Here is a 21,443-nt window from a genome sequence, read left to right as displayed (position 1 = left end):
TATAAACTCATTTTCCCGTAACAATTGAAAAAAACTTGTCAGAACTGGTTTCCAAGGTGTCAGAATCAGAGAGTCAACGCAAAATCGAAAAAGTCCCAATGGCTTTACCTTATTGGGACTTTAACTAGTAAGAATCAAAGGACCTACTCTTGTCTTAGCTGACCATTAAAAATGGCATCCCTTAATTACGGTAGCGATACACGCTTAAAGAAATCCCATATAATTGATGTGGCATCTGGACCAAGTGGGTCAGTAAATTTTCCATTTTTTCTTCCACCGGACCACGTATGATTCATTCCATGGATTAGCCAAAATTCCATGAACGGAACATTGTTTTTGTCATGATAGACATGTTTAGTATAACTTCTTCCATTTTTGATCCTATCTGCTTTTATAAGAGATGGTGTAACATCTACTTTACCTTGGCCACCTTCAATCCGATAATTGGTTTGTGCCCATTGCGTAACAACTTGTTCCCCGTTAATCGGATGGACTCTCGTATCAGAAACGCCATGAAAAACAATGACAGGTATTTTTCTTTTTACTCCTGTTTCCTTAAATGCTTTTTCCATTTCGTCAAACGCTTTGTTTCCGCATTCATAGGGATCTGTTACCCCATTTTTCAAGGCATATTCGGCAGTCCGAGTCCATGGCTCCATCCACAAATTCGTATTTACAGCATCGTAAGGTAATCCGGAACATACGGCAATTCCACTAAAAATGTCAGGATAAGTTACCCCGAGGATGCAGGCCATCGCTCCGCCTGCAGATAAGCCGGCTGCATAGACTCTGTTCCAATCAATAGACAAGTTATGATCGTTTTCAAGATTTTCCTGTGCATCATTGATCACTTCAATTATACTTTCAGGAAGCCCTTCTCCTCGATGCTGATTTTCATCTAAGAACCAGTTCCAGCATCCATCGATATTGACTTTATCAGGATCGTTAAAAAGAGGATTAAACCAGCGATCCATCGCAGGATAGAGGACAATAAAGTTTTCCTTTTCCGCGAGTTGATTCATTCTTGTCTCTTCAGCAAATTGAAGAGGATTCTGTTTACACCCATGGAGCATCACAACTAACGGCAAACTTCTATCTTTTTCCGATCCACTCGGCACAAAAAGTTTATACATTAATCCGACAACCATATATTCCTTTAGTACACTCATCATCTCCATCTCCCTTCATTCTCATCTTTAGTCCCAATTAAAGCTTTCATATTTAGGAATTATGTTTATCGACATTTATACCTCGTTCTTAATGGACAATATACCCCTACTTCAAGATACAAAAGCAACAAAGAAGATAATTTGGGGATAAAAAGCTCTGACGGTAGTCTCACTTTATCTACTTTAAGAATTGCATCTACCAATCAAACACAGTGGCAAGAAAGATCACTAATCCCCATCTGCTTGAAAGAGCATCTGTTTTCCGACATACAGATGCTCTCGTTTACTATGTTTCTAATCTTATTTATATGTTCCGATTTGCTATATCTTTCATACATTTACACGTCGTCGATTAAAGTCCAGATTGCTCATGTTCTTTTGATGTGTCAGTGGCTAGTGAACCAATTGTAGGAATATAACTAAATACTTTGGTTGTATAACTCCAATCACCATAACAGTATGGATAGCGAAAGTTACTTGTATCTCCACCACATGTGTATTGTCCTGGGTATTTTTCCATTTGTAAGCTAGAAAATTCCTTTGCAAGTTCTTCTGAATGAACGCCACCGTTAGATGCAGAAAAATCGATATAACCACGACCAAAATTGTAGCTTTGGATAATACTTTCTATGTCAACACCTTGTGCTTTTCCACTTTCATAATTATTCGCAAAATATTCTACCCCTACTTGAATCGAATATAATGAGTCGGTAATCGTATCAGGAGGTAACCCTAAACTTTCAGATGCTTGAAAGATATCTTTGCTTAAGACCCCACCAGATTCTTGTTGAAGAATACCTAAAAGAATCGGTGTTAGATTTTCTAATCCATATTTTTGTAATTCTGTTTCAATTTGAGGTTGATAGGCCAATACTTCAGCAGATAATCCACCTTGATCAGGTTCAGTATTTTCTTCACGTGTCAAAAATTCTAAACTAGCAATACCTATTACAACAACCACAAAAAAAATCGTGAGACAAGTAACAATCCATTTCAATACTTTAGCTGCTTTTGCAATCATATCATCACCTACCGCTTCAGAACAAAAGCGCTGGAGCTGGATGTCGTGCGCTTATCCACAGTACAAGAATTTTATAGCTTCCTATACAATAAAAAAAGGGCTAGCATATCCTTAGACATTGCCACTATTCTCCTTACTCCTATTCTATTATTCTATCAAATACATCCGAAAAATTATATAAAAAAGGGAACGTTTATATTGCAAATCTGCCATTAGCGGGGGATAAGTATAAGAAAATGTGGGATAAAAAGAAAGAGAGAACGCCTGCTTTTACTATATGATAGAAAAAGGATCGTTCTCATATGATGTGCTCGCGTTTTTATATACATTGAAAGACCCTATGTTCCTTTAAATTATTCTTTAATCTAAACATAATCGTGTTAAATACTTCATGCTTATAACTCTTCAATAGAGCTTCTTTTAACTTATATGCTTTGAAGAAGAAATCGATATGTTTTTTTACATAGCGTACGATTTGTTCTTTATAAAACAGCTTCCTTTGTGCAATTTTTTCACGGATATCATCTGTAAAGGAAATGATGAAAGTGAGAATGGAAGATTCGGTTTTTCCACAATATTCTGCTATTTCCATAATTCATATCACCTCTTTTTTGTCAATGAATTCAATATAAAATTAACATTAACTTTACATTTTACCGTACTATTTATTAAAGTCAATCCTTTCAGCGAAAATAGACCATAAATAACAAAATTAAGTATTTTTGCTTTAAATAAGAAATCTCCTTCTCCAAAAAATGCCGCTTACCGTCGCAAAAACACCCATTAGAAAGAGGACCTTCAATTCGATTTCTCTATCATTTCATTTAAATAATTACGATTCTCTGACGTTATCATGCTATTTTTCTGCATTTAGTTAATCCCTAATCATGCGTATTTGTGAAGGATAAAAAATGGAACCCATCCATACTTACTCAGCCTCCACTTTGAATAATGGCGATGTATGTTATGAATGAGTCGCTAAGAAAAATCATTAGTAGAATTAGCTTATCGTTTCATTTAAAATTCTGGTAACGCATCTAAATTATTTTCTCTAATTCCGTCTGGTTCACTGCGTAAGATATCGCGACCGTATTTATGAAATACATCGACATGAGCAAGCTTACCTGCCTTCGCTTCGGTGAGTGCTTCGAGATAATCCAGCTCTCGCCCTGATTCAGTTTGAAAAGCAATCAAATCACCATCATTATTTTTTCGAACAGCTACTATTTTCTCTTGATCTGGATGATGATTGATTCCGCTTGCTTCATTAACTTCAATTTCATTTGTTTGTTTTCGATACTGATCATATACTTGTTGGAACCGATCCACCGTCATCACCTCGTTATATCTTTTCCACAGCTACTATTATTTATGCGCTATTTTCTATATTTGCAAGGAAAACAAAAAGCTCAGTGAGTGTGTATATTCACTGAGCTTTTCAGATTGTCAGAGACATTCCCGGTGCATCTAATTCTCTCTCTTCAAACCCTAATTTATGATAAAATTGCTTTTTTCCTTTCGCAGAAAAAAGTTGAATTGATTGGATTCCACTTGTTTTACATTTCGTCACGAGTTCTTCAATAATTTGTTTACCTAAACCTTGCTTTTGATAGTCTGGATCTACCATCACATCACAAATTAACGCTTGATAAATACCATCAGAAATCATTCGGCCAAATGCAATCAGTTTATCATTGTCATAAATAGAAATATGATACCAGCTATTCTTTGCTGCTTGAAATAACTGTTCCTTAGTGTAGCTCCCTTTTTTACTTTTTATTAACCCACTTGCTTCATGGAGAATGGCAAATTGTTCAAACTTCGGTAATTTATCTGATATGTGGTAGTTCACTTTTTTCACCTTCTAAATAGAAATTCTAATTCATATTTATATTTATACAACAATACGAATAAAAATTCAATTATAATTTAAAAAAGTCACTTAAAAAGAATTTCACATATCCTATTTTGCCACTGTTCTGATGTATTTTATACATATTAAGGTCCCTAGAAGCACCAAAAACACCGATTTGTTGAAAATCGGTGCAATCAGTTTATATTAGAACTTCTTCATCCTGATAAATACGATAAGCGGGTACTACTGTATCGGTAACAATTTCTTTTCCTTTTTCACGGATAAAGTCCAGTTTATAATAAGCGTCAAATCTTTGGCTTATTTCCGTTTTGACAAGTTCAGGTGGTGTCACCACAAGAAGTTGGAACTTTAGTTTTTCTGCGACAGCGAAGATTGGGTCAAGTACATGGGCTGATGCTGCTTGACCGAATGGATTATCACAAACGAGTGGAACCCAGCTATTATCTGTTTCACTTTTAACAGATAATAGCATCATCATCATAACCATCCGTGCGGACAGCTTTTGTCCCCCGCTGCCATCAGATTTTGTTTTCGAGCCTTGGTTAATTGTTTGCCATGTTGAATAATGTTCTTTCTGTGGTCTGCCATACATAAAAGCATTGTCTGTGCGCATATTATACACAAGTAGCTCCGGATAACGATTTCGAAGCGATACAAAGAGAATTTGTTCATCACCGATTAACTGTTTGATTTCCTGTTCTAATGCTTTGTTGTTGTCATCGATTGTCTCAAATTGACGAGTGATTTTATCAATTGCAGCTACAAAATGTTGTTTCAATAATGGTTCCACTTCTTCTGCCTTTTTCGGTAGGAAGTCTTCTTTTAATTGAACAAGAGGAAACGCTCCTCGTTCATTTTTAATTTTCATTTTTGCAATCATCGATCGAATGGCATCTGCAATACTCATTACTTTCATGCTCGCACGACTCGTCCAGAAGTCCTGTGCTTTTTCAGCTCGTTCTTTGTCGCGGTCCAACTGCTCTAATCCACTTTTTGAGAATCGTTTCATGTTTTTTACGATGTTTTGTATATGCTCATAATGGCGGGTATCCATGTGATCAAGAGTAGTTAACACTTCATGTTTAAAACGCAATTCCCAGTCCTTACCTTCGATATTTTGCTTCAAATTCCGTAATGACTGTTCGAGTTTTGCGTGTTTGTCCTGACCTTCTTCTTGTAAATTTTGGTGTTTGTTACACCAATTCAAGATACATGCTTTCCCTTGTTTTTTTATCTGTTCTAAGTCAGAGGTTGTAAACGTAATGGCCGATTCCTTTAAGATAACGGACAATGTTAACAGATCGCCTTCGAAACCTGATATGCTTGTTTCCGTTTCTTTTCGTTGCTTTTCCGTTTTTTTAAGTTCCTCTTTAGTTAATTTGGTACGATCCTTGATTTCTACCTCTTTGACATCAAGATCAATTTCTTCCCATTTTTCCGCTTGTTTTTCATGCTTAGCTACTTTCTTTTCTGCTTTTACACATTGGTCGTTCGCGTGCTTTAAGGATGTTTCTGCTACAGTCACAGCTGTACCTTGTTCTCGTTCCGCTTTTTGCGATTCTTTCGCTTCCTTTTGGGCTGCTTGTAGCATTTCTTCCAAAATACGCATAGGCTCCTCAGCAATCGGTATTTCCTTCCAATCACTGTTCTGAGTGCGAAGTTTCCTCTCCAGTTTTACCTGTTGTTTTAGTTCAGCTTCACGACTAGCCTGGATCGCTAATAGCTCTTGTGCTTGTTCTTCCTTCGATTTTTGAAGCTGCTTTAATTCCTCAACACTACCTTTGATGTCATCAAGTAGATGTGGTGATAAACTCGGTACTTCATCACTGCTTTCACTTTTTTCATCTGTTGGAAACACTGCCTGTTCAACAAATCGGGCAATTTCCTTGATGTCTTGTTCGAAAGATAGTTTCCATTCAAGGTACGTCTGATTCCACTTGTCTTGCATTTGTTGAATGTCGCGTTGTTCCTTTTCAATTTCTTGTTGCTGCAAAATTAAGTGATTTTTCTTCTTTTCTTTCTCATCTTTCACTCGCACATTTTCTTGATAATGGTTTCCTTCTTGTTCGAACTCCATTAATGTTTCTAATTCTTTTGTCGACTTTTCAATGACGGCTTTTGCCTTATCCATTTGGTCACGCAATTGGATTTGATTTTCTTTTTCTTTTTGCTCTTCCTTTATTATCTGCTTTAGTTCTGCTTTTGTGAGGAGAATAGTAGATCCTTCATGTTCCAGAGCCTTCTCAATATCGATACACATTTCTCCTGCTTGGATTCGATCAATTTCTTTTAGGGTACGTTGAAGTGAAATTGCAGTTTTTTCATACTCAGTTAACGTATCTTTTTTCTCTTCAATTTGTTTGGCAATGGATGATTTCCAGTTCATAAATGAGTTTTTGTCTGTTAATAATCCACGTTCATCTCCGTTGATCACCACGAACGAAAGCTGTTCCGCTCCCGTCATTTTCTCTCTCATATAAATTGGCACAGGACTTTTGAATTGTCGCCCTGCTAAAACCTGCTGATTGATTTTTTGCCACTGACTTTGACTCACAACAAGACCGAATGGAAGCAATGGATAAGCATCTAAATAGCGCAAACGTTCTTCATCGTTTATTGATTGGAGAAATTGAGTACCATAAAAAACATCAATTCCCGTTTTTTTGTCAATCCACTCTTTTAATTGCTTAACATCCTGGTTTGCAATCCAAAATTGTTCATCATTTAAGTAATGGTCCAGCTGTGTTTCCCACAGTTCTTTTTTGATTTGTTCACTTTGCGCATGATTTTGTGCTACTAATTCCTCCACACCTGTTGCATATTTCGAAAGAAGAGCTTGTGTGAATGGCCCTACAGCATCATCTAGTATCGAGCGAAGCTTATCAAGTAGTTTTTCTTCTTTTTGCTGTTGCTTTTTATATGCCTCCTTGAACTCGCTACACTTTTCCTCCATTTGCTTTAAAGATTGACGGATCGTCCCTATTGACATGGAGCGTGCGTTTTGAAGTTCCCGAGATTGTTCTTCGCTTTGAGATAACTTGTCCATTTCAATTTGGTAGGATTCGCATTTTTGTTGTAAACTCTCAATAAATCCTTTTAAGTCGTACGTCATACGGTCACCCAAAAGGGTAATCAGTCCATCTCTCTTCGTTTCAAATGCATGGATCTGACTATGCAAGACGTCTATTTCTGAACTCGTTTGTGCGATTTCTTTTGTTTTTTGTTTATCTTGCGTTGTGAGCTCTCTTCTTCTGTTTTCTATAAACAGTTTATATCCTTGATATTGCTTGTTTTCTTCTTTTAGCGCTTGATATACTTCTTCCCATTGCTTCGTCGCCTCAATTTTTATTTCTTCCATGCGTTGGTTCACTTGTTCCAACCCACTGTTTTGCTCTAATTTTTTGATTTGTTCTGAAAGAGACACAATGGTTTGTTCGATTTCGCTCCATTCTTTCAGCAAAAGCGCAAAAGCTGCCTTTTCTCTCAATTCGTTTTTTTCATTGACCTTTTCTTGTAGCTGTTGATGCGTTTCCTTATCCTCTGCAAGCTGTTTTTCCCATTTGCTCACTTCCCGGTATGCTTTTGCATACTCTAAGTTGTCTTTTTCAAAGCGTAAGAGTTTTAAACGATCATCTAGCTTCTCTAGTTCCTCTTCAAGCGCTAACAGTGCATCTTTTTCCATATCGATGACATGTTCTAACGCACCAAGAAGTTGCTGCCCCTCTTTTGTACTCGTTCGGACAATTTCTTCGTGCTCAACACCGATTGCAATTTGTCCTTCAAATGGCAGAATATCCTCCAAAAATTCTCTGTGTGCTTGCTCTCTTTTTAAAAGGACGGGGAGATCTTTTGCAATACTTGCTTGGCTCTTAAAGATATCTACGAGGTCATTTTTTTGATGTTCAGCGCGATGCAAAACTTGGCTCACTGTTGGGATAATCCGTTTTTGAAAAAGGGAATGATCATCTTCAGCACCTTCAAAATATTTGCCCACCCCACCCTCATCTTTATTGATGTCTTTCATAATATCCCAGTCTTTTCTGCTGATGCCGTAAGTATCTAAAATGCGGTAATGTTTTTTCATGTCACGGTACACATCATACCCGTTCCATTTCAAATAATCTTTTAGTTCTTCTGTATCAGCTACTTCTCCATTTTCATAAAGAGGAATATGATCAAGGGCAACACCATTTTTCCGTTCAAACTCCCTAGTATAAAACGTAATATTCGGAATGATTTTAGCTTCACGTTCTAGTGATATATTGTCATTTGGTGTTTCTTCATTCATAGAGATTCGTTGTTCAGCAGAAAACATTCCGCCTGTTACAAGATGCCTATGATCTGATCCATCTAACTCCCATTCAATTAGAACATGAAAGGTATAAGGGACAAATTGTTCTTTTTTATCGAAGAAGAACTGTTGGTAATAACGGTTATTTTGTTTTCCCCATGAAGTCCCAGGTTTTAATACCTGAAAGATCGTTTGTAAGAAAACCCCTTTCCCACCACCATTCATCATCGCGATAAGTCCATTCGTTGAAGTTTGTTCATTATGGAAATCAAAAATCGTATCTCTATATTGTTTTTGCATTCCGTCGTATTTCAAGCCAACAATTCTAATGCGATGGATTTTCGGCATTCTCATCCCCCCTAGTCGTCATTAATTCTTTTAATTGTTCATAACGATCATAATCATGATAAAGGTATTCGATCCGCTCAAATAGTTCCGTTTTCGGAAAGGCCTTCGGTATATCGTCTCGATCTAGGACAACAATCATTCCTTCTGTTTCCAATAATCGCATAGCGTTAGCAATTTGCCCAATCCGTGTTCGTTTATTTCCTTTTTTATGACCAGGCTCATCCGTATCGACCTCCATATAGGTCCAAGTAGTCACAATTTCATCCATATCAATCATGTATTCTTCACTAAATGTTGGCTTCTCTTTTAAAAGGGCCGCCCATGTTGTAATAACTTCGTTCACTTGTCGTTCAAGTGCGTAGTATGTGATCCCTTCTCGTTTCGTGCGTATTTTCGCTGCTTGATTACGATCAATCATTGCTAAAAACGCCATTACAATGACACTGAGAAGATGAAAGTGTTTCTTACTTTCTACCTGCTTGTGCTTGTCACGCATGTGAGTAAAATTAGTCGCAAAGACCGATCCAGTTGGCTGTACAACAAGATGGATGCGTTTTGGTGATTCAATGATATATGTACCAGATTCGTCCGCAAGCATCAGAACTGTCTGTCTCACTTCCGGCTCGTAATAAGCATGGAATTGTTCGCTAGATTCGTCGATTACATTTTCTTTCAACAAGGCAAAGAACACGGCAGATGCTTTTTTGATGATTTCTGCGTTCATCTATTTCCCCTCCTGTACACATATTTTAAAGGGTGTTATTTTGGTCCGGTTCCAAATAATAGGGTCTGCACGATGGTCAAACTCTGTATAGATTTTGGTTCCTTCGAATGATTGAAACTGCGGATATTCATTCATAAGTTTATGGAGAAGACGTTCTCTTTCATCGCTCAATGCTTCTTCTTTTCGATTTGCTACTTGTACGCTTAGTGGTTTTTTATCAAACATCATCCATAAATCTAATGTTTCACTTTCTTCAAACCATTGATCTTGGACGTCAAGTGGTAATTCCGCTAGCGTAGCCAAAGAAAATTCGCCAAATTGCTGCAAATGTTCAAAGACATAACTCCACGCATTCACGACAGATGACCAATCCGTAATCCGTCTTTCCATTACTTCCTCTTCTTCGTTTTCCTCGTTTACTTCCTCTACAATTTGTTTTTCAATCAAGTCCTGTTCTCCCCATATCCAATCTAGTGGTAAGATGAAGTCATTTTTCGGGGAGAAAAGTGGTGCAATAATACGTTCAACGACCGAAAAGTTTCGAACACCCTCCTTCATAAACCAATTTTCGTAAATCTGTTCGCGGAACGAAACGAGGCTATTTTCCCAGAATAACGACGGATTCTCTGCTTTTAACTTCATTTCATAGGATATATTTTGAATGACAAGCTTAGCAAAACGGTCGTGTATTTGCCGAGTGTGTTCGATTTTTTCTTGGAGGAGCATCAATTCTGTTTGAACAAATCCATCTTCTTCATCCGTTCGTCTTACCTTTTCAATCATCGAGCTGATTGTGCGAAAATGACTTTTTTCTTCTTCGAATTGCTGCTCAATCTCCCCGCGATTATCTTCTCTTTGCCGTTCTTGTTCAATCACAAGGATTTTCGGATTATTGATCATTTCTTTTTGGAAGGCATACTCATTCGTCATCAAGCGATTGACACGTGATATGAGATGGTCAAGATTTCGGGTCGCTTTTTTGAAATTTCCGTTTTTGATCAACTGCATACTATAAAGCTGTTCAATTGTAATGGAGAACTCCTCTGCAATCTCACGACTCATGAAAATCATTTCTTGGGCAACATCTGTTAACTTATAAACAATCGAGCCACCTAGTTCGAGATTCGTATACTGTTCATCCATTGTGACGTAACGAAACGTCTGTGTTTCCCATGAATGTCTCACTTCGTTATAGTACAGAGCTTCAAACGGTTTACTAAATTCCTCTTTTCCTTGATGCAAAAGACCAGTTGTAATCCGTTCAATCTGCTTTTGGTCGCCCATTAGTTTCATTTGCCTGATGGAATCTTCTACCATAAACATAATATCTGACTTCTTTCGATTATCATCATCATTTAATTCACGGTAGAAAATTGTCAGTAGGACGTGCATGAGAATGGTCTGAATATATGGTTTTAATTCCCCAATTTCCATTCCTTTTCCGAGCTCAAATAGAGGATTTAACCGTTTCATTCGCTGTGCGAATCCTTCCCATGACTCGTTCATAGCCATCTCCTCCATGTTTCGACGGTCAGCACTTCTTGTGGAATGCGTTTTTCCGCCTTCCATAGTTGTTGTAGCACTTCTTGTTCTTCATCAGAAAACCAGCTAAAGAAGCGATCACGATGCTCCTCATTCTTCACCTGATTGATTTGATTGTTAGCCTGCTCAACACAATCAAGCATTTTTCGGTAAATCTTCAATGCAGGATGGATACTACAATCGCTATATTTATCGATAAGACGAAGCAACATACTATAGCCTTCCGCATCAATGTCTCCACAATAATAAAACAAGTATGGTTTTGCTGGAAAAAGACGAAAGAAAAACGAAAAGCTCCGCTCAATCTTTTTACCTTCACCATAGATAATGAGATCAGGTTCATAATCGAGTGAATCGGACTCAAGTAACTGCACACATGTGTGAAAAAAAGATAGATTCTCAACAATTAACACTCGTTGAAAGTCGTTTATTTCCTTTCCTTGCTTTGTCCAATAGACAAATGGTTCTCCATATTTTGTTCCTTTTAGTTGATCAATTGACACACCAATCCGTTTTAGAAATCCCTTACCCTCCGGAAACAATGAGTCATCAGTAAGAAATTTTTCATGCCCAAATAGTTCCAAACTTCTTTCTTCTAATGAAACAGTTTTTCTTTCTTCATTAGACTGGAGAAAAAGGTACAACTTCTCAATTCGTTTCCATTCTTCTTTTGTCTGCCATTCGGGATTATTTTCATAGTAAGAGAAATCAAACAGATCGCTGCGTTTCATCATCTCGAGTCGGTCCCATTTTGTTTCTTCTTTTTTTATGTTTACCCAGTAATATAAGGAAAGGGCTGGTGTTCTTCCATTTTGTTGATTATTTTGAATAGGAGTCAGTTGTCCTTCCTCCTCTAGCTTTTCGATTGCGGCGTGGAAAAGAGTATACCCACCCATATCAAAGTAGGCTTCGATTTGTTGCCTCATATGATGTTCAATTTCATTAAGATTGATTTTCTTTTTTTGTTTCGGGTGTTGAATGTCTTCGATAAAGCCCCTTACCCGAGTTTCAATAATATTAATCGTTTTCACCTTCTTATCGATCTTACTTCCTCAAGCATTATAACAAAAGCTAGACTCTATCTCTATTAAAATAGTTGTAGCATCAAAGGATAGCACACATCACGAGAGTACAGCAGACACACAAAAAGACGCATACTACGCGTCTTTTATGTCATGCTTTTAGTAAATGACGACTATTTCGCAGACGCTTTACGAAAGCCTTGATATGAATCAATGGCAGCAAAAATCAACCATAACGGTATTGCTCCCCAAAGGATCCATTTTTGAAATTCATTTGTGATAGAGGTTAGATTTGAAAAGTAAGCTACAAAGTCTGGATTGAATAGATTGAAATCACTAATCATGATAATAAATACAATGGCTACCACTAGTTGATAAACAACATTGAAGATTGCAAGCTTTTTCGTCCATCGTCCTGAAATCATTTTCGTAATGGCTAAACCAACTTCCAAAACGGTAACAGCAACAACGAATGGCCAATAAGCATTCAATACTTCTTGATTAAATGTAGGAAGCACAAACATAAGGCCTTCTTTACCTTTTTCGTACACACCTAAGAGATTAGCTGCATTAAAATAAATCGTTGCCCAGATCGCCGTCCATAGTAAACTCGCAAAGACTTCCCCGTTTGAGATTGCCTTTTTCTTTGGAATATATAGAATATTTTTCAAGTCATCTGGGGACCATTTTTTGAAATTTGTCGTTAATGGCGTTTGTTCTCTTCCAGTATCAATACGTTCTAAAATAGTAAAAATAATTGTTAACCAAAAAAACACTTGTACAGAAGTACTAAGAATTCCCCAGATTCCTTCTCCAATCATCGTTATAATAACAGCTAAAACCGCTACTTCCCCATCATATTCCACGACATTAATGGAAATCATTGTAATGAGTGCAATGGCAGCAGCAATCGGTAAAATCATTTTTAACAACGTCATATAGACATCATAATATCGAGGGCCAATGAGATGCATCGGGCGATCTAGATAACCACTCGCTAGCATAGCAGGACTACCCAACTGTGCTAAAGCAGCCTTTACGTCTTGCTCCGAATAATTCTCTGGCAACATATCCTCGATCGTCGACTGTAGCTCTAACGCAATATCACCTCGATTTTTTTCAGGAAGTCTGCGCGTTACTTCCTGGATATAAACCTCAATCAAATTCATTCTCACTCTCTCCTTTCAATAAATTGTATAGCTCTTCGGAAGTCTTTTCCCATTCTTTCTTCAACTGCTGAAAAATCTCAATGCCGTATTCACTCAACACATAGTATCTACGTGGTCTGCTTTCAGACGTATCCCAACTACTTGTTACTAATTCTTGCTTTTCTAATCGGCGAAGCAATGGATATAATGTGCTTTGCTCAATTGTAATGCCCGACTTCTCCAATAGCTGGACAAGTGAATATCCATATTGTGGCGTTCGTAATTGACTTAAAACAGCTAGTGTCAACGTTCCCCGCCGCAACTCCGTCGTTAATGAATTCAATAAAGTACTCATCGATTCACCTCATCTCTTTATACTATGTGTCACACACTATACTATATACTATGCATCATACACTATTATTGTTCCAACATCAATTTGAATTTTTTTATATTATTAACTGATGTTATCATCGCTTTATTAAGGTCTTTAGATTGACACTTAATGGTCATATAGGAAATTTATTATTTTAATTACGTATTTTTCATAAAAATTTATAATTATTTTTTATGCTATATATTTTTAAAAATAGCCAATTTGAAAAGGCCATCACAAAATCGTGAGGCCATTTCAACAACTAGTATAATATCGTTTAAACTTGTTTTCATTCTCTAACAAGAATTCATTTTTACATATTTGTTTTCCCCACTTCTTTTTCCCGAATTTCTAATTCGATGGCTAATGGAATATAATATCTTTCGAATACCCCCTTTAAAAGCGCTAGCCTTGTAAAGCTGTAATCTTTGTATCTCTCAATTACTTCACGTTTTAATCGGGATTTATTAATCTTTGGATATTGTTCAAGATGATGCTGATAGACATTATCCACAATTTTTCCCTTAATTCTCTTATCAACTTCCTTCTCACCAAGGTAGTTAATTCTCGTCTCCTCAATACTTTTCAATGTGTTTTCATATATTAGTTCTGTGATTTTCTGTCGAATTTCATATCCCATCGTTTTCATTAATGCGTGCTCGTTTATCTGCAAGCGCTTTAAATTTGTGTATCTAGTCATTCTTAAGCCTTCTGTTGTTAGATCTAGATTACTTAATATTTTTTCCATTGTATTACTATTTACCCTTTTGGAATGAGAAGAAACAAAGACAGCCTCTTTCATACTTTGATCAGCTTTTTCACTGTATTTTCGTTTCACTTCTGCATATTTTTTCGCAAATTTATTATTTAATGCTTTCCGTTCTGTTCTTAATTCACCTAAAGAAAGAGATTGCTTCGTTTGCTCACGTTTTGATAACTGTCTCAATGATTCTATTTGTCCATTGATTGTTGCTAATTCATGGTCTAGTTGACTGAATTCCTTTCTTTCATAATCATTAAAGAAAGGTTTAATTCGCGCTAGCTCCTCTTCCTTTTTACTCTTATCTTTTAAAACCGAGCCATACATCCAACGAAAATAATATTTTTCTTCTTCAATTTTGTCATCATATGCTTTTCTAAATTCTTGATATTTAACTAGATATGTAGCAGTATCTTTTGTTATCGCTACAATTTGTTTTCCTTTCCGTTTTTTTGCGATAATTCTTAAGTTATCTAGATCAATATCTTCAAAATTTAGCGCGATTAATTCCTTTGATTTGAGCATAGTTTCTGCAGCAAGACGAAAATAAATCCAGTTTCTCATATGGTCACGCAATCGACTGTATGAATGTGGTTCCATTCCTGTTGATCTCAAGTAATTATTGTAATCTTCAATTTGCCTTCTATGGCTAGCGAGGTTGTCTAAGAGCTTCATCTCTGCTTCAAGTAATTGAGCTTCTTTATAAAAGTAATGAGGGGGTTTGGAAACCTCATTCCACTTAATCCCGCCGATATCAATCCGCTCTCTACGAATCTCTTGTATTTTTAGGACTTGCTTAATGGCAAGGTTTTTATAATAGTCCGTTGCCTGATAAACGTCTAAATATTCATTGATATCCGCAACTGTGACACGAGGAAAGTTTTCCCTTTTGATATAAAACATCCATTCATAGAAAGATTGGATGCAATAAAAGTAAAGACTTTTCGTTTCTTCTTGGACAATAAGACCTGAAATATACGTATTTATTTGTTCTAGCAATTGTTTTACATCATCCATTTTCGAAAATAGTTCATTCACGTTGTTTTTAATAATGTCGATTTGCTCGGTCGATCCATAAAACTCATCATTGATTTTATATTTTACATTTGCGAAAAATAGTTCGATATTGCTTTTATTCTCGTTATTGCTTCTGATTTTCTGCTTCAGCTTTTGATTCAGCTTTATAATCTTTTTCTTTACTCGTTTCGAATTCATGAGCTCAATTACTTTTTCATCTGTTGATATTTTTTCAATACACGTCGTTGCCGTATAAAGCAGCTCAAAGTCGGATATGTAGGGGGCAATTTCAATCGAAAATACCGGTTGTGCTAAATAATCAAGTGTGATGGTTGCTGGAAGTTCGATTTCATTATTTTTGATCGTTAAGTCTATTTGAAGAGGTAGTTCTTCTTCCTCACCTAGCATGACATGATCGATTGATTGTAGATGAAAGAAGGAATGAAAGGTTTTCCTTTGGTATTTGAGCATTCCCTTTAACACTTCCTTTGTAGACTTTTTTATGTTAAAAAATTAATTTTTATGCTATATAATTCAATTTTAAATTTTATATTCCTGCTACCCTATTGAAATTAGATCTAATATACTACTTTGTTCGTGAAATAACTTCCTCTTCTTTTATCCCATTCTTTCCATGCAGGAAAACCCTAACTTCGAGATGCAAGAAAAATAGAGTAGACAGGTCTTCGTGCTTAAAATCTTTCTATCGTTTGATGTATTTTTTCAAGGAAAACGCGATCAATAAAAAACGCTGAAGATATGGTGTATGTTTACACCAGACCTTCAGCATCAGTCTTATCAAAAAAGTCAATCGATTGTTCATTATAAATGAATGCATTGACGTTTTCTTGAATAGAAGCACTCACTATACCGGTTAAGCAAATAACAACTCGCTACTATTCTTCACCGATTATTTTGACCTCTGTTTCCAACTCAATATCGAATTTCCGCTTAACGGTCTCTTGGATGTGACGAATTAATTGGATATAGTCTGAAGATGTTGCCTGATCAACATTGACAATAAATCCAGCATGCTTCGTTGACACCTCTGCCCCACCAATTCTTGTTCCCTGGAGATCACTATCTTGAATCAACTTACCTGCGAATTGATTAGGTGGACGTTTAAAAACACTGCCACAGGATGGATATTCTAACGGTTGTTTAGATTCTCTAAGCATTGTAAAATGATCCATTTCTTCTTTTATTTTAGCATGGTCTGATTTTTCAAGCTGGAAGGTAGCTTCTAAAATAATATAACTCTCTTTAGCAAAAACACTACTTCTATATCCGAATTGAAAATCGTGCTCACCGAGCGTAATCAATTCTCCAGAATTCGTAAGAACTTGTGCACTTTTTAATACATACGATATTTCTCCTCCATATGCACCAGCATTCATGACTAAAGCTCCACCAATCGTACCGGGAATGCCACAGGCGAATTCCAGCCCTGTTAAATGATGTGATAACGCAGTTCTTGAAACATCGATAAGTGCCGCTCCACTTCCTGCCTTAATTACAGTTCCATCCACCTTAACGTCATTAAGATGAACTAAGCTCATAATGATTCCACGAATACCTTTATTACGAATAATTACATTCGAACCGTTCCCAAGTACAGTTAAAGGAATCGTGTTTGAAGATGCATATCGAACTATTTGTTCAACTTCAGAAATATTCTTTGGTTTAAGAAAGATATCACCGACTCCACCTGTTTTAGTAAAAGTATGATTCGATAATGGTTCAGATATCAAAATAGATTCTTGGTTTACAAATTTCTTTAAATCATTAATTATTAGTAAATTTTCCTTCATCCTTATTCAACCTCTTATACGTAATATTGAAAATGCACAAGGCTTATTGCCCTTTAAGTAAAAAAGCAGCTCATCCTTTTAAACGAGAAAGTAAGTTTGATTATACCATGTATTTAATTAGCTTTTTATTTCATTCATAAGTCATCTTAATTTATGAAACGATTTATCATTTTGACATCATTCATTTTCATGCTTTTCAAAAAGCACGAATCAAAAGAACACCCACATTCGAAATTTTACGACGTGGGTGTTCTGCCAATCAATAGCTTACGCATAAAAAGCCAATTCCGCTTCAATTTCTACTTTTATTTTTTCTAAACATTCTTCCGTCGTTTTTGCAAAAATACGTTTACCATTTACGATTGCATATGGCAATTTGGCACACATTCCACAAAATGACAGACAATCATTTTTAATGACAGCTACATCAGGGTATTTACCCTCAATGATTTTCTCTATATCCAGGGAATTGATTAAACTGCCATCGCAAATTTCAACTACTACAATACCGATATTTTTTAACTCCTTTCAGGGCAATTTTCACGGTTCATTACTTCGTTGTATTTACTACTAGCAATCTTTCCTTTACTTGTTCCTCTGTCAATCCATACTCAGCTACATATTTGTTTCTTGGATGTACTCTACACTCATGGCTACAAGAACGCAAGTATTTATGCTCGTTTTCTTCTGAACAAAACATTCGTTTATCACATTCAGGATTAGCGCAATTGATGTAGCGTTCACAAGGCTCATCCGTGAAATAATCTTTACTTACAACAGTTGCGTTCACTCTATTAATTGGAACGCTAATTCTTTCATCGAATACATAACATTGGCCATCCCACAGTTCACCTTGAACTTCTGGATCTTTCCCATATGTTACGATTCCACCGTGAAGCTGTGCAACATCTTCAAATCCTTCATTTCGTAACCAGCCTGAAAACTTTTCACAACGAACCCCGCCTGTACAATAGGTTAATATTTTTTTACCCTCTAGCATTTCTCTGTTTTTCTGGATCCATTGTGGTAATTCTTTAAACGATTTTATTTCTGGCTTAATCGCATGACGAAAATGGCCTAAATCAAATTCGTAATCATTTCTTGCATCGATAATGACAGTATCTTCTTGTTGCATCGCATCATAAAATTCTTTTGGAGAATAATAATCACCGGTTACTTCCAAAGGATTTACATCATCTTCTAATCTTAAAGTGACTAGTTCAGGTCTATAACGTACATGCATTTTTTGAAATGCATGTTGATCAGCTTCGTCTATTTTAAAGACCATATCTTTAAAACGCGGATCTTCCTTCATATAACTCATATATTTATTTGTCTGTTCAATCGTTCCAGACACCGTACCATTAATTCCTTCTTCAGCAACTAATATTCTTCCCTTTAAGCCAAGATTAGTACAGAACTTTAGATGTTCCTTTGTATATTCTTCTGGATTATTTATCGTGACATATTGGTAGTATAATAAAACGCGAAATTGTTGTTCTTCCATAAAATTCGTTCACCTACTAAATTAATATTTACAAAAGATAAAGATAACTGAGTTGGTTGTTGTTGTCAAAGATCTCTAAGTCATCTTACATATTATATAACAAAACGTCTCTTCAGTTTAACACTTTCGCTGTTAATTTATAATACCTTTAGGGGCAGCCATCAGATGACTGTCATCCTTGATCACTATTTTTGGTCATTGTGCGCTAAACGCAAACAAAAATACCTTTCCTAGATTTCAAACAAGGAAAGGTATTTAGTAGATTAAATATAAAATTCTTCAGGTATTTTCCCAAACTTTCTTTTATGGTATAGAAGTGGCTCTTTGCTTTCGCTTTGAATATCAACAATTTCGCCAATCAAAATCGTATGATCTCCCGCTTCAATTGTTTTGAACGTTTTACATTGCATCACTCCGGCAGCACCTGCAATGATTGGAAGATTGTTTTCAGATAGCTTCCAATCACAATTTTTAAAACGATCGGTACCTTTACTTGCAAATAGTGAACAAATATCACTTTGATCATTAGCTAATACGTGCACAGCGAATTTTTCCGTTTTTGTAAAAATGTCATAAGTTGACACTCTTTTATCGATTGACCATAAAACTAGTAGAGGATCTAATGAGACGGAAGCAAATGAATTTACTGTTAATCCAAGTGGTACTCCGTTTTCATCAACTGTTGTCACAACCGTTACACCCGTAGGGTAATTTCCCATTACTTCTTTAAATACTGTTTCGTTTGTACTATTCCCCATCTCACAACACACCTTCCCATGAATAAAAATGACATGACAAATCTCTCTCTGTGATCTTTCATTCATTTTTTTATGTATTTTTATAACTAAGCCTAATCATATTACTTTAAACCGAAAAAATCTTGAAAATTCTAAATATTCACACTAAATATATCATGATAATAAGAAAATATCTATTAAGTTATACACGATTTTATAGCGCCGTCTATAAAAACTCTCAAAAATACTAGAATGAAGCTATGATTAAACAATCTCCCTCATCTTATCTAGTAACTCTTTGGTCGAGTTTGCGATTATCATTCGTCCATTAACCATTGCATATGGGTGTTTAGTACAAATTTCGCATTTACTCTGGCAATGATATTCGTTGTAAGAAATGATAGGATTCTTAAAGAATTCCTCATAATAGGGAACATCTTCTTCTTTTAAAAATCGATCCAAATTCTTTTGGCAAAATTCTACTTTTCGTTTTTTCTTTGCCATTTTCGAAAATAACCTTTTCATCAAGATGCCCCCAAATGTCATATTCTCGTACTGTCGTTCGTTTAGCAATACACATTAAATTATAATCGTTTGGATCCTTATTGAAAAAGTTTTTGCATCAATTCTTTCTTAAAATGGATACAAATATAGCTTTTTGAACTAGCGGATAAGCTATTCAATCCGTAAAAAAAACGAACAAAATCGGGTCATCATCCTTTTTGATGTTCGTTTCTTATACATGTACTGCATTCACAAATTACGGTACATCTCGATTCAATTATTTATTTTTCTCCAAATACGTTAACGTAGCGACCCCCAACGTCTTGGCTGCGATTAACATTCCTTTTTCATCAATATTAAATTTGGGATGATGATGAGGATAAATAGCGTTCACTTCTGGATTCTGACCACCTGTAAAGAAAAATGCACCTTTGATGTGTTGTAAGTAAAAGGCGAAATCTTCTCCACCCATTTGCGGTTCGACTTTCTTTACAGCTGTTACACCAGGTACTGATTTAGCAAGCTCCATGACAAATTCGATTTCTTCTACTGGATTGATAACTGCTGGGTATGCCTTCTGGTATTCGTAGGTGTATTCCACATCGCCAGCTAAACATGTTCCTTTTATAACGCGCTCCATCTCTTCAGCAATATAGCTTCGGGTGCTTTCTTTAAATGTCCGTACTGTCCCCTCAAGGATGGCAGTATCGGCAATGACGTTCGGCGCATTTACCGCTTCAAATGAACCAATTGAGATAACAGCTGTATCAAGGGGATCAATTCTCCGTGAAACAATTTGTTGCAGATTGCTAACGAGCTGTGCGCCAATTACAACACTATCCTTTGTCGTATGCGGTTGTGCTCCATGTCCGCCACTACCTTGAATCGTTATTTTGAAGGCGTCACCGGCTGCCATTAAGGGACCAGGGCGATACTCAATCGTCCCAACAGGTGCTGGCGACCAAATGTGTTGACCGAAAATTACATCAACTCCATCTAAACAGCCGTCTTCAATCATCCCAATCGCCCCACCTGGTGGTTTCTCTTCAGCGTGTTGATGAATGAAGATGACATTGCCTTCGATCTCATCCTTCATCCTGTTTAACACTTTGGCGAGGACGAGAAGCGTTGCTGTATGACTATCATGTCCACAGGCGTGCATGACACCGTCTACAGTCGATTTATACGGCAAGTCAGTCTCTTCGTGAATCGGTAGAGCATCAAAATCTGCTCTTAAGGCAACCGTCTGACCCGGTTTACCACCACGTAAGGTAGCGACAACACCATTTCCTCCTACACCAGTGCGAATCTCATGACCTAATTTTTCATGATATTCAACAATGTATTTAGCCGTTTTCACTTCTTCAAACGAAAGTTCCGGATATTGATGCAAATAACGTCTAATTTCTACCATTTCGTCGTATGCTTCATCTAATAAACGATATAATGTTTCCAAGTTGGTACAACCCCTTTATTTGAATAAGTAATTCGTCTATAACCATTAATAATAGATTGATAAAAACAAAAATATCAAGTAAACATAATGATTTTCCTCATTATGTTTACTTGATTATTTACACTCTTAAAAAA

The 21,443-nt window shown here is 36.3% G+C and carries 18 protein-coding genes; all 18 read right to left on the bottom strand.

Going from position 1 to position 21,443, the window contains the following annotated elements; translation table 11 throughout:
- Positions 1-185 precede the first annotated feature (185 nt).
- Positions 186-1,169 (bottom strand): extracellular catalytic domain type 1 short-chain-length polyhydroxyalkanoate depolymerase, encoded by a 984-nt coding sequence (locus tag K9V48_RS04430; RefSeq protein WP_224137292.1) that lies wholly within the window; start codon positions 1,167-1,169, stop codon positions 186-188.
- A gap of 352 nt (positions 1,170-1,521) precedes the next feature.
- The gene (locus K9V48_RS04425; RefSeq protein WP_224137291.1) at positions 1,522-2,190 is read right to left on the bottom strand and encodes a lysozyme family protein; all 669 of its coding nucleotides are present in this window, start codon (positions 2,188-2,190) and stop codon (positions 1,522-1,524) included.
- Positions 2,191-2,509: 319 nt separating this feature from the next.
- Positions 2,510-2,782: a hypothetical protein gene (locus K9V48_RS04420; protein ID WP_224137290.1), complete on the bottom strand. Its 273-nt coding sequence runs from the start codon at positions 2,780-2,782 to the stop codon at positions 2,510-2,512.
- 425 nt (positions 2,783-3,207) lie between these two features.
- On the bottom strand, positions 3,208-3,525 hold the full coding sequence (locus tag K9V48_RS04415) for a DUF3892 domain-containing protein (protein ID WP_224137289.1): 318 nt from the start codon (positions 3,523-3,525) through the stop codon (positions 3,208-3,210).
- A gap of 103 nt (positions 3,526-3,628) precedes the next feature.
- Positions 3,629-4,042 (bottom strand): GNAT family N-acetyltransferase, encoded by a 414-nt coding sequence (locus K9V48_RS04410; protein ID WP_224137288.1) that lies wholly within the window; start codon positions 4,040-4,042, stop codon positions 3,629-3,631.
- A 202-nt stretch (positions 4,043-4,244) separates the two neighbouring features.
- Complete coding sequence (locus K9V48_RS04405) at positions 4,245-8,705, bottom strand: coiled-coil domain-containing protein (protein ID WP_224137287.1); 4,461 nt, start codon at positions 8,703-8,705, stop codon at positions 4,245-4,247.
- On the bottom strand, positions 8,683-9,429 hold the full coding sequence (locus K9V48_RS04400) for a DUF6063 family protein (protein WP_224137286.1): 747 nt from the start codon (positions 9,427-9,429) through the stop codon (positions 8,683-8,685). Before K9V48_RS04400 ends, K9V48_RS04405 begins: the two co-directional genes overlap by 23 nt.
- Complete coding sequence (locus tag K9V48_RS04395; protein ID WP_224137284.1) at positions 9,430-10,935, bottom strand: hypothetical protein; 1,506 nt, start codon at positions 10,933-10,935, stop codon at positions 9,430-9,432.
- Positions 10,932-12,002 carry a Wadjet anti-phage system protein JetD domain-containing protein gene (locus tag K9V48_RS04390; RefSeq protein ID WP_224137283.1) on the bottom strand — a complete coding sequence of 357 codons (1,071 nt, stop codon included), beginning with the start codon at positions 12,000-12,002 and terminating at the stop codon, positions 10,932-10,934. The genes K9V48_RS04395 and K9V48_RS04390 overlap by 4 nt, the downstream gene beginning before the upstream one ends.
- Before the next feature lie 164 nt (positions 12,003-12,166).
- On the bottom strand, positions 12,167-13,162 hold the full coding sequence (locus tag K9V48_RS04385; RefSeq protein WP_224137282.1) for an HAAS signaling domain-containing protein: 996 nt from the start codon (positions 13,160-13,162) through the stop codon (positions 12,167-12,169).
- The gene (locus K9V48_RS04380; RefSeq protein ID WP_224137281.1) at positions 13,149-13,496 is read right to left on the bottom strand and encodes a PadR family transcriptional regulator; all 348 of its coding nucleotides are present in this window, start codon (positions 13,494-13,496) and stop codon (positions 13,149-13,151) included. Before K9V48_RS04380 ends, K9V48_RS04385 begins: the two co-directional genes overlap by 14 nt.
- A 334-nt stretch (positions 13,497-13,830) precedes the next feature.
- Complete coding sequence (locus tag K9V48_RS04375) at positions 13,831-15,765, bottom strand: site-specific integrase (protein WP_224137279.1); 1,935 nt, start codon at positions 15,763-15,765, stop codon at positions 13,831-13,833.
- Positions 15,766-16,190: 425 nt separating this feature from the next.
- Entirely contained in the window at positions 16,191-17,105 is a 915-nt protein-coding gene (murB, locus tag K9V48_RS04370) for a UDP-N-acetylmuramate dehydrogenase (protein WP_224137277.1), read from the bottom strand.
- Positions 17,106-17,372: 267 nt separating this feature from the next.
- The gene (locus K9V48_RS04365) at positions 17,373-17,618 is read right to left on the bottom strand and encodes a YuzB family protein (protein WP_111615418.1); all 246 of its coding nucleotides are present in this window, start codon (positions 17,616-17,618) and stop codon (positions 17,373-17,375) included.
- Between the two features lie 37 nt (positions 17,619-17,655).
- A complete protein-coding gene (gene trhO, locus K9V48_RS04360; protein WP_224137276.1) occupies positions 17,656-18,612 on the bottom strand; it encodes an oxygen-dependent tRNA uridine(34) hydroxylase TrhO in 957 nt (318 codons plus the stop codon).
- Positions 18,613-18,875: 263 nt separating this feature from the next.
- Positions 18,876-19,370, bottom strand: a complete 495-nt coding sequence (locus tag K9V48_RS04355; protein ID WP_224137274.1) for a flavin reductase family protein — start codon at positions 19,368-19,370, stop codon at positions 18,876-18,878.
- Positions 19,371-19,613: 243 nt separating this feature from the next.
- Positions 19,614-19,874 (bottom strand): DUF1450 domain-containing protein, encoded by a 261-nt coding sequence (locus tag K9V48_RS04350; RefSeq protein ID WP_224137272.1) that lies wholly within the window; start codon positions 19,872-19,874, stop codon positions 19,614-19,616.
- 256 nt (positions 19,875-20,130) lie between these two features.
- Positions 20,131-21,309 carry a M20 family metallopeptidase gene (locus tag K9V48_RS04345; RefSeq protein WP_308012498.1) on the bottom strand — a complete coding sequence of 393 codons (1,179 nt, stop codon included), beginning with the start codon at positions 21,307-21,309 and terminating at the stop codon, positions 20,131-20,133.
- Between the last annotated feature and the right edge of the window lie 134 nt (positions 21,310-21,443).

The organism is Metabacillus rhizolycopersici (assembly GCF_020075705.1).
Note: the sequence above shows the minus strand (reverse complement) of the source record. Positions and strands in the feature narration are given on the sequence as shown.

Excerpts from the sequence above, each read along its gene's own strand:
- K9V48_RS04380 (WP_224137281.1), bottom strand. The coding sequence starts at position 13,496 with ATGAGTACTTTATTGAATTCATTAACGACGGAGTTGCGGCGGGGAACG.
- K9V48_RS04430 (WP_224137292.1), bottom strand. The coding sequence starts at position 1,169 with ATGAGTGTACTAAAGGAATATATGGTTGTCGGATTAATGTATAAACTT.
- K9V48_RS04395 (WP_224137284.1), bottom strand. The coding sequence starts at position 10,935 with ATGAACGAGTCATGGGAAGGATTCGCACAGCGAATGAAACGGTTAAAT.
- murB (WP_224137277.1), bottom strand. The coding sequence starts at position 17,105 with ATGAAGGAAAATTTACTAATAATTAATGATTTAAAGAAATTTGTAAAC.
- K9V48_RS04425 (WP_224137291.1), bottom strand. The coding sequence starts at position 2,190 with ATGATTGCAAAAGCAGCTAAAGTATTGAAATGGATTGTTACTTGTCTC.
- K9V48_RS04420 (WP_224137290.1), bottom strand. The coding sequence starts at position 2,782 with ATGGAAATAGCAGAATATTGTGGAAAAACCGAATCTTCCATTCTCACT.
- K9V48_RS04385 (WP_224137282.1), bottom strand. The coding sequence starts at position 13,162 with ATGAATTTGATTGAGGTTTATATCCAGGAAGTAACGCGCAGACTTCCT.
- trhO (WP_224137276.1), bottom strand. The coding sequence starts at position 18,612 with ATGGAAGAACAACAATTTCGCGTTTTATTATACTACCAATATGTCACG.
- K9V48_RS04350 (WP_224137272.1), bottom strand. The coding sequence starts at position 19,874 with ATGAAAAGGTTATTTTCGAAAATGGCAAAGAAAAAACGAAAAGTAGAA.
- K9V48_RS04405 (WP_224137287.1), bottom strand. The coding sequence starts at position 8,705 with ATGCCGAAAATCCATCGCATTAGAATTGTTGGCTTGAAATACGACGGA.
- K9V48_RS04415 (WP_224137289.1), bottom strand. The coding sequence starts at position 3,525 with ATGACGGTGGATCGGTTCCAACAAGTATATGATCAGTATCGAAAACAA.
- K9V48_RS04355 (WP_224137274.1), bottom strand. The coding sequence starts at position 19,370 with ATGGGGAATAGTACAAACGAAACAGTATTTAAAGAAGTAATGGGAAAT.
- K9V48_RS04375 (WP_224137279.1), bottom strand. The coding sequence starts at position 15,765 with ATGCTCAAATACCAAAGGAAAACCTTTCATTCCTTCTTTCATCTACAA.
- K9V48_RS04400 (WP_224137286.1), bottom strand. The coding sequence starts at position 9,429 with ATGAACGCAGAAATCATCAAAAAAGCATCTGCCGTGTTCTTTGCCTTG.